Genomic DNA, 9117 nt, shown 5'->3' on the forward strand with positions numbered 1-9117 from the left:
AACCCGCCGTAGCGGGTTTATTAAAAAACATGACAAAATCGGATTAAGGATTTTGGATGTTAGAAGCTTGCTTGCCTTTTGGACCCTGCGTTACTTCAAACTGCACTTTTTGACCTTCTTTCAAAGTCTTGAAGCCGTTCATTTGGATCGCGGAGAAGTGGGCGAACAAATCTTCACCGCCATCATCCGGAGTGATAAAGCCAAAGCCCTTGGAATCATTGAACCACTTTACGGTACCTGTTGCCATAATACATCTTTCAAATATAAACTAATCACACGAGCCGAAAAAGCAAGAAAACTCTGTAAAGCTACCTTTCTTAACCTGCCCACTTCATATTGATAATAAGAACTTAAGTTAAATATCAATAAATATCATTCTTGGCGGAAAAAAAACTAAAGTCAAGAAAATTAGCTTGTCCTAGTATCATTGTTGTTTTTTTATGTGAAAAGTGTTGCACTTGATCTGTGTGGAATGATCTCCATCTAAGTACACAATGGGATGCCGAAAAGAACTTAAAGGTGCTTTAAGAATGGCTGAGTTGATTTGGGAATTTCTAAAATGATGAATTTTGCAGGTTTCTGCGGAAAATGACTAAACACTTTAAAATGAATAGAAGCACTTTTATTTGTCTAATGTTTGACTTCGACTATCATCAACGTACTAGAATAGACGTATGGGAATAAAGCATGAAAATAGTACGGTACTCGAGAAGCAGGCGCAGAAATTAAAACCGCCATCGATGTATCAGGTCGTGCTGCTGAATGATGATTACACGCCAATGGAGTTTGTGGTGGCAGTGATTCAGGAGTACTTTAATAAAGATAAAGAAACCGCTATGCAGATTATGTTGAAAGTACATGTAGAGGGGCGGGGTGTTTGCGGTGTGTATACGAAAGATGTCGCGTTGACAAAGGTTGAGCTGGTTTTAACACACGCTAAGCATGCGGGGCATCCGCTGCAATGTGTGATGGAGGAAGTATGATTGCGCAAGAATTAGAAGTCAGTTTACACATGGCATTTGTAGAGGCTCGGCAGGCTCGTTACGAATTTATTACCGTTGAGCATTTACTGCTCGCGCTGCTAGATAATCCATCCGCAGCTGAAGTGATGCGTGCTTGTGCTGTGAATATTGAGGACTTGCGGAAAACTCTCTCAAATTTCATCGCTGACAATACGCCTACGGTACAAGGTACAGGTGAAGTTGATACGCAACCGACCTTGGGTTTTCAGCGAGTGATTCAGCGTGCGATTATGCATGTGCAATCGGCGTCAAATGGAAAAAAAGAAGTCACTGGCGCAAATGTGTTGGTTGCAATTTTTGGTGAGAAAGACTCGCATGCCGTGTACTACTTACACCAGCAAGGTGTAACACGTTTGGATGTGGTGAATTTCATTTCTCATGGTGTGCGGAAAGATAATCACAACGAGCCGCAAAAATCACCTGAAGGTGCTGAAGATGCTCAGGGCGATGCGCAGACGAAGGAAAATCCGCTTGAACAATTTACCCAGAATTTGAATAAAGCTGCGGCCGAGGGCAAGATTGATCCTCTAATTGGCCGTGATAGTGAAGTTGAGCGTGTAATCCAAATTTTGTGTCGTCGCCGTAAGAATAATCCTTTATTGGTTGGCGAAGCCGGTGTCGGTAAAACGGCGATTGCTGAAGGTTTAGCATGGCGCATTACCCAAAACGATGTACCCGATATCTTGAGTAAGGCAGTCGTGTATTCACTTGATATGGGATCTCTGTTAGCTGGCACAAAATATCGCGGTGATTTTGAACTCCGACTTAAAGGAGTTTTGAAACAATTAAAAGAGGCTCCAGATGCGATTCTATTCATTGATGAAATCCACACCATCATAGGAGCTGGTTCGGCCTCTGGTGGAACGATGGATGCGTCGAATTTGTTGAAGCCAGCTTTGTCAAATGGTCAGTTGAAATGCATAGGTGCGACAACTTATACGGAATACCGGGGCGTATTTGAAAAAGATCACGCGCTAGCTCGTCGTTTCCAAAAAGTTGATGTGAACGAACCAACAGTAGAGCAAACCGTACAGATTTTGAGAGGTCTGAAGTCCAAGTTTGAAGAACATCACAATGTGAAATATTCGGCTGCAGCCTTGACAACTGCAGCGGAGTTGTCTGCACGCTTTCTTAATGATAGACATTTGCCTGATAAGGCGATTGACGTGATCGATGAGGCCGGTGCCGCACAGCGAATTCTGCCTAAATCTAAGCAGAAAAAAACGATAGGCAAGGCCGATATCGAAGATATCATCTCTAAGATTGCACGTATTCCGCCGCAAACTGTGAACCAAGACGACCGTAGTAAATTGCAGACAATTGACCGCGATTTGAAAAATGTCGTATTTGGCCAAGATCCTGCGATCGAAGCCTTAGCCTCTGCAATCAAGATGTCTCGTGCTGGTTTAGGGAAAACAGATAAACCAATTGGCTCATTCTTATTCTCTGGCCCGACTGGTGTCGGCAAAACCGAGGTCGCCAAGCAACTTGCTTTCACTTTGGGTATTGAGCTGATTCGTTTTGATATGTCTGAGTACATGGAACGTCACGCGGTGAGTCGCCTAATCGGTGCGCCACCGGGTTATGTTGGCTTTGATCAAGGCGGTTTGTTGACGGAGGCCATTACTAAGAAGCCGCACGCCGTTTTGCTATTGGATGAAATCGAAAAAGCCCATCCTGATGTCTTTAATATTTTGTTGCAAGTCATGGATCATGGCACTCTGACTGACAATAATGGACGCAAAGCGGATTTCCGTAATGTGATCATTATCATGACGACGAATGCAGGTGCCGAAAGTCTGCAAAAAGCGTCTATCGGCTTTAGCAATAGCAAACAAGCTGGTGATGAGATGGCGGATATTAAGCGGATGTTTACGCCTGAGTTCCGCAATCGATTGGACTCGATTATCAGTTTCCGTTCACTTGATGAAGAAATCATTCTTCGTGTAGTAGATAAATTCTTGATGCAATTAGAAGAACAATTGCACGAGAAAAAAGTAGAAGCGACTTTTAGTGATCATTTGCGGAAATTTTTGGCGAAGAAAGGCTTCGATCCGTTGATGGGAGCCCGTCCTATGGCACGTCTGATTCAAGACATGATCCGTAAAGCTTTGGCTGATGAGCTTTTATTTGGTCGCTTGGTGAGTGGCGGTCGGGTCGGAGTTGATTTGGATGAAAAAGATCAAGTCAAGTTAGAATTTTCTGAAGGTGACGCACCGCCACCAGTTGCTTCTCAAGAGGTTGTTGAGGTTGAATAGGTGAGATGCCTAACTGTAAAGTGTTGTAGCGGAAGCCCAGATTTTATCTGGGCTTTTTTGTTGTCGTTGTTTGGGCAAAGAACTAATGCAAATAAATCATACATAAACAGATGGATTTGAAATGATTTTGGGTTGTGTTGAAAATGAAAATTTTCTTACATGTTAAATCGATAAAAGTGGTCTTCGTTACTTTCCTCCAGTATACTGAGCCACCAATTTCTGCCTCTCATCGCCAAGCCATTAATGGTTATAAGTGACGGTAGTGTTTAGGCTTCATATTAAAAGGACGTAGAAGACATGAAAAAACGCCTCAATTTGACTAGTTATATTATTTTTGGTTTGATTCTTGGTATTGTTGCTGGTTATTTCGTCAATGCGAATATGGCTAAGCCGACCGATTTTGCAGATGCGATGTCGTTGATCACTACAATGTTCTTGCGCCTGATTAAGATGATCATCGCACCTTTAGTGTTTTCGACTTTGGTGGTCGGCATTGCAAAAATGGGGGACGTGAATGAAGTGGGGCGTGTTGGGGGTAAGGCTTTGGGGTGGTTTATTATTGCCTCTTTGATTTCCTTGACCTTGGGTTTAATCATGGTCAATATCTTCCGTCCTGGCGACGCTATGCATGCCATGTTACCTGCTAGTGATGCTGTATCTGGGATCGCAACTACCAATTTAAGTATGAAAGAGTTCATTACTCATTTAGTGCCCTCATCCATCGTTGATGGGATGGCAAAAAATGAGATATTGCAGATTGTGGTGTTTTCGATTTTCTTTGGCACCGCCGCTGCAGCAGTTGGTGAGCGTAGTAAAGTTGTCGTTGAGGCGATTGATGGTGTGGCACATATTATGTTGAAGCTAACCGGCTACGTGATGAATTTTGCACCTGTTGCGGTATTTGCGGCAGTGTCTGGCGTAGTGGCCAAGAGTGGCCTGGCGGTGCTTGGGACTTATGGCGTCTTCATGGCGGAATTCTACTTCTCGATTTTAATCTTATGGTTGGTGTTGATATTTATTGGGTATTTGTTTCTAAAGGGACGGGTAGTTGGCTTGCTGCGTGAGTTGCGTATGCCAACAATCCTAGCATTCTCGACAGCTTCATCTGAAGCTGCATTCCCAAAAACACTGGAAGGCTTAGAGCGTTTTGGAGTGAAAAACCGTATAGCCTCATTTGTCCTGCCTTTGGGTTATTCGTTTAATCTCGATGGCTCAATGATGTACTGCACATTTGCTACTGTGTTTATCGCACAAGCTTATGGCATAGAATTGTCACTGGGAACTCAGATTACGATGATGCTGATCTTGATGTTGACGTCTAAAGGAATGGCTGGCGTGCCGCGCGCATCTTTAGTGGTTATTGCTGCGACATTAGCGCAATTCAATATTCCGGAAGCAGGTCTATTGCTTTTACTAGGCGTTGATCATTTCTTAGACATGGCTCGTTCCGCGACGAATGTGATTGGTAATGGTTTAGCAACCGCTGTTGTTGCCAAGTGGGAAGGCGAGCTTGGTGAGCACGTGGAGGGTGATTTAGCGCGGCAAAAATTACCGGAATAAGAACGAAATTAAGGAATCTTTCTTAGTTTAGTTTGTCCAAGAAACGCTGAATTCTCTCAGAATTCAGCGTTTTTTTATTGACCATCTTACCCGTTGAGGGAAACAACAATGAGAATGAAAAAGAATGGCGTACTGCTTTGCTTAGCGGCGAGTGCATTGACTTACAGTTTGATGCCAATGGCGACAGCGCAGGTTAGTGATAAATTGAGTATGGAACAAATAATGGCGCATACAGATTGGATGGGAATTGCGCCAGAGCGTCCTTATTTCAGTCAGGACGGCAAAAGTGTTTATTTTCAACGTAAAGCCGTTGGATCTGAATTACGCGATGTTTATAAAATTAGTGCCAACGGTGGTCTTGCTCAAAAACTGAGTGCCGCTGAAATCGTGGTCGCAGAATCCGAACAGAAATTGACTAGTCCAGATCGCTCGCAGACAGTTTGGGTACGGAATGGCAATCTCTTTTTATTAAAGAATGGTAAACAGCAGCAAATCACCCGTACTGGTGAAATGGCTGGCTTGATTGGTTTTGTCGGCACTGAACAAATTGCTTTGCGTAATGAGGGCAAAGTGACCTTGTTGAACTTACGTAGTGGCGAACAAACAATGTTGGTCAACATCAAAAATGAAGATGATCCGCAAGCGAAGAAAGATTCACCGGATTATTTGAGTGCACAACAGACGCGCCTCTTCGATATTATTAAGAAACGTGAGACTGACAAGAAGGACGCCGAGCAGCGTCAACGTGAGCTCGCGAGTCAAAGCGCGAGCGCCCCTATGCCAATTTATCTCGGCAAGGGTAGAGAGTTTCGTAGCTTTAGTGTCGCACCAGATGGACGGCATTTATTTGTGTCAACGGCCGCGCCGCGCAAGGATGGTAGAACCGATAAGATGCCGCATTATGTGAGTAGTGACGGCTATGTCAAAATTGAAGATGTACGCAGTAAAGTCGGTACCGGTATTGATAGCGATGAACAGATTTATGTGATTGATGTGGTGGCTGGTAAGGCGCATAAACTCAATTTGGACTTGTTAGCTGGAATTAATGAAGATCCATTACTGGCGTTGAAGACTGATGCCGCCAAACGCCTAGGTAAGCCAGCACCAAAAGCGAGTGTGCCAAGAGCCGTTTATGTGGGCTTCCGTGGTATTCGATGGAGTCAGCCTGGTCAGCAGTTGGCATTTAATTTGTTTAGTGCCGACAATAAAGATCGTTGGATCTTGACCATGGATTTGGGTGGTTCGGACAAGGCAAAATGGCAATTGGCACATCGCTTGAGCGACCAAGCTTGGGTGAATGATGGTAGCTTTAATGAATTCGGCTGGAGTGCTGATGGTAAAGCCTTATGGTATTTGTCGGAAGAGTCTGGCTATAGTCAGTTGTATTTGCAGCGAGATGGGAAATCGACGGCACTGACCAATGGCAAATTTGAAGTTAATAGCGTACAAGCTACCCGCGATGGTAAATGGTTTTATTATCGCGCCAATCGCAAGCATCCCGGTATTCATGAAGTTTATCGTGTCTCCGCAGATGGTAAACGCGATGAAGCTTTGACCGATATGAATGGCGGTATGGATTTTGAATTGGCGCCAACCGAAGATAAGTTATTGCTCACGCATTCCACCACGATTCGTCAGCCAGACTTGTTTGTGCAAGCTGCGACACCGGGGGCGAAAGCTGTTCGATTGACCGATTCCACGTCAAAAGAATTTGCGCAAATCAACTGGATTAAACCAGAGATTATTGCTGTTCCATCGAAGCACGGCGCCGCGCCAATTTACTCCCGTGTTTATCGTGACAATAAAACGCAAACTGGCGAACGCAAACCAGTCGTGATGTTCGTGCATGGCGCTGGTTATTTGCAAGCGGCGCATCATGGATGGTCTAATTATTTCCGTGAAATGATGTTCCATAACCTCTTAGTGCAGCAAGGCTATGTGGTGATCGATATGGATTTTCGTGCTTCAGCGGGGTATGGACGTGATTGGCGTACTGCTATCTACCAACGCATGGGAACACCAGAACTAGAAGACTACGAAGATGGTATCGATTGGTTGGTGGATAACGCCAATGCTGATCGTCATCGTGTTGGTATTTATGGCGGTTCCTACGGTGGTTTCATGGCGTTTATGGCGATGTTTAAATCAGACAAATTTGCTGCGGGTGCTGCCTTGCGTCCAGTAGCAGATTGGGCTCACTATAATCATGGCTACACTTCAAATATCTTGAATACACCAGATGTGGATCCAGATGCCTATGCACGTAGTTCGCCTATCGAATTCGCTGCCGGTTTGAAGCGCCCACTCTTAATTTGTTCGGGTATTTTGGATGACAATGTCTTTTTCCAAGATAGCGTGCGCATGGTGCAAAAGCTGATCGAATTGAAAAATCCGAATTTTGAATTGGCTGTCTATCCGATCGAGCCGCATGGCTTCCGTGAGCCAGAAAGTTGGTTGGATGAATATCGCCGTATCTATAAATTGATGGAGCGTGACGTTAAAGGACGTAAATGAGATAAGTATCGTGGCTCTGTATCCTTGATATTCGATCTGCCCACTCCCAAACTCAAATGAACTTGGCAGTTTTGGGAGTGCCCATTGCGCTAACTGTTAGTTGCGTCTCAATGTTAATTTTATTATGCGGATTTCGTCACGCTATTTACTGCAATCATCAAGACCATCAGGGGTAACTTCGCTACAGTGATAACGTTATTACCATCTTATTTGAAGGAAAAAGTATGAGTTCCATTGGCGGATCTAGCGCTGCAATAGAATTAGCAAGCATTAGTAAAGATTTGTCGCATGTTCGACCAATTAGTGGTGAGGAGCGTCAGCAGCGACGAGAAAAGGCCACACGATTGATGCAAGAGCGTGGTATCTCAGCGCTAGTTCTTAGTGCAAGTACCAGCTTGTATTACTTCACTGGATTATCTTGGTATCAAAGCGAACGTCTGGTGGGTGCCATCTTGTCCTCCAGCGGTAAATTAATTTTTATCAGTCCTGCCTTTGAAGATTCCAAACTGCGCGAAACGCTCGGCGAGCAAGCCGATATTCGACTATGGGAAGAAGACGAGAGTCCCTATGCCCTGGTAGCACAAATTTTGAAAGATGAAAATTTGCGTGGCACCGTGGCACTGGATGAAGCGGCTCCATTTTTTATCGCTGATGGTTTGCGTCAAGCTTTGGCTTCGTATCCAATTGTGAATGGTATGGTGATCACTGCCGAATGTCGTATGCATAAATCGGCAAATGAAATCGCCTTGATGCAAGCGGCCAAAAACATTACTTTGGAAGTGCAACGTCGCACAGCAAAAATTTTACGTGAAGGCATCTCGTCGCTTGAAGTGGCCGATTTTATCAATCAGGCGCATCGTGCATTTGGCGGCAGTAGTTCGACATTTTGCATCGTCAGTTTTGGTTTGCCAACCTCGATTCCGCATGGTCCTGATGGCGTGCAGTATTTGAAAGAAGGCGATATGGTGCTAATCGATACTGGCTGTATGATAGAGCGCTATCACTCGGATATTACTCGTAGCTATGTGTTTGGCGAGCCAACGGCACGCCAACGCAGTATGTGGGATTTGGAGAAAGCCGCACAAGCAGCCGCGTTTGATGCCGCACAGCTGGGCGTGCCATGTGAGGAAGTCGACTTGGCAGCACGTCGTGTATTGGAGGCCGCTGGATTAGGCCCTGGTTATAAGACGCCAGGATTGCCACACCGAACTGGACATGGCATAGGCCTTGATATTCATGAGTGGACTTATCTGGTAAAAGGGAACAAGACGCCACTCGCGACCGGTATGTGCTTTAGCAATGAGCCGATGATTTGTTTGGATGGTGAATTTGGCATTCGATTAGAAGATCATTTCTATATGACGGAGCAGGGGCCTGCATGGTTCACTGGGCAAAGTCATGCGGTGGATGCGCCTTTTGGCGCTTGATCTGATTGTGTTTTTTTAAAAGCCTGCGTTAGCAGTAGTGCCGTTCAGTTAAGCTCAAAATATCGAGGCGCCATCCCTGCGTAGGGTGTAGTGGGGAATTCAAGCAGCATGCTGCTTGCCCACGCAACGATCATCGTTTGCAAACGATGATTCCCATAGCGAGAGCCGGGATTTAGTGTCTTTCGGCTTTTACGTCGCTGGATTCCTGTCTGCGCACACTACTGTCCGGAATAATTTTATTGACATAGTCATGTAAATAATCCGATCTGAAATTGATACATTCTTTGTTCCTCTCGTCGTCGTTTTTGTTCACGATGGTCGTCTAACTCTTTACGC

At 44.9% G+C, this 9117-nt stretch carries 6 protein-coding genes; 5 read left to right on the top strand and 1 reads right to left on the bottom strand.

Annotation, left to right across the window (positions count from 1 at the left end):
- Positions 1-43: 43 nt before the first annotated feature.
- Complete coding sequence (cspE, locus tag H8K52_RS19435) at positions 44-247, bottom strand: transcription antiterminator/RNA stability regulator CspE (protein WP_126129050.1); 204 nt, start codon at positions 245-247, stop codon at positions 44-46.
- 427 nt (positions 248-674) lie between these two features.
- On the opposite strand from cspE, the gene clpS reads away from it, so the two are divergent.
- From clpS to H8K52_RS19460, 5 genes are all read left to right on the top strand, one after another.
- Positions 675-983 (top strand): ATP-dependent Clp protease adapter ClpS, encoded by a 309-nt coding sequence (gene clpS, locus H8K52_RS19440; protein WP_186924572.1) that lies wholly within the window; start codon positions 675-677, stop codon positions 981-983.
- Positions 980-3280 (top strand): ATP-dependent Clp protease ATP-binding subunit ClpA, encoded by a 2301-nt coding sequence (gene clpA, locus H8K52_RS19445; protein WP_186924573.1) that lies wholly within the window; start codon positions 980-982, stop codon positions 3278-3280. Before clpS ends, clpA begins: the two co-directional genes overlap by 4 nt.
- A gap of 297 nt (positions 3281-3577) precedes the next feature.
- Positions 3578-4840: a dicarboxylate/amino acid:cation symporter gene (locus H8K52_RS19450; RefSeq protein WP_186924574.1), complete on the top strand. Its 1263-nt coding sequence runs from the start codon at positions 3578-3580 to the stop codon at positions 4838-4840.
- 108 nt (positions 4841-4948) lie between these two features.
- A complete protein-coding gene (locus H8K52_RS19455; protein ID WP_186924575.1) occupies positions 4949-7354 on the top strand; it encodes a S9 family peptidase in 2406 nt (801 codons plus the stop codon).
- A gap of 224 nt (positions 7355-7578) precedes the next feature.
- Positions 7579-8781, top strand: coding sequence for a M24 family metallopeptidase (locus H8K52_RS19460; RefSeq protein ID WP_186924576.1), 1203 nt, complete (start codon positions 7579-7581; stop codon positions 8779-8781).
- Positions 8782-9117: the final 336 nt, after the last annotated feature.

Source organism: Affinundibacterium seohonense (genome assembly GCF_014284305.1).
Lineage (GTDB): Bacteria > Pseudomonadota > Gammaproteobacteria > Burkholderiales > Burkholderiaceae_D > Undibacterium > Undibacterium seohonense.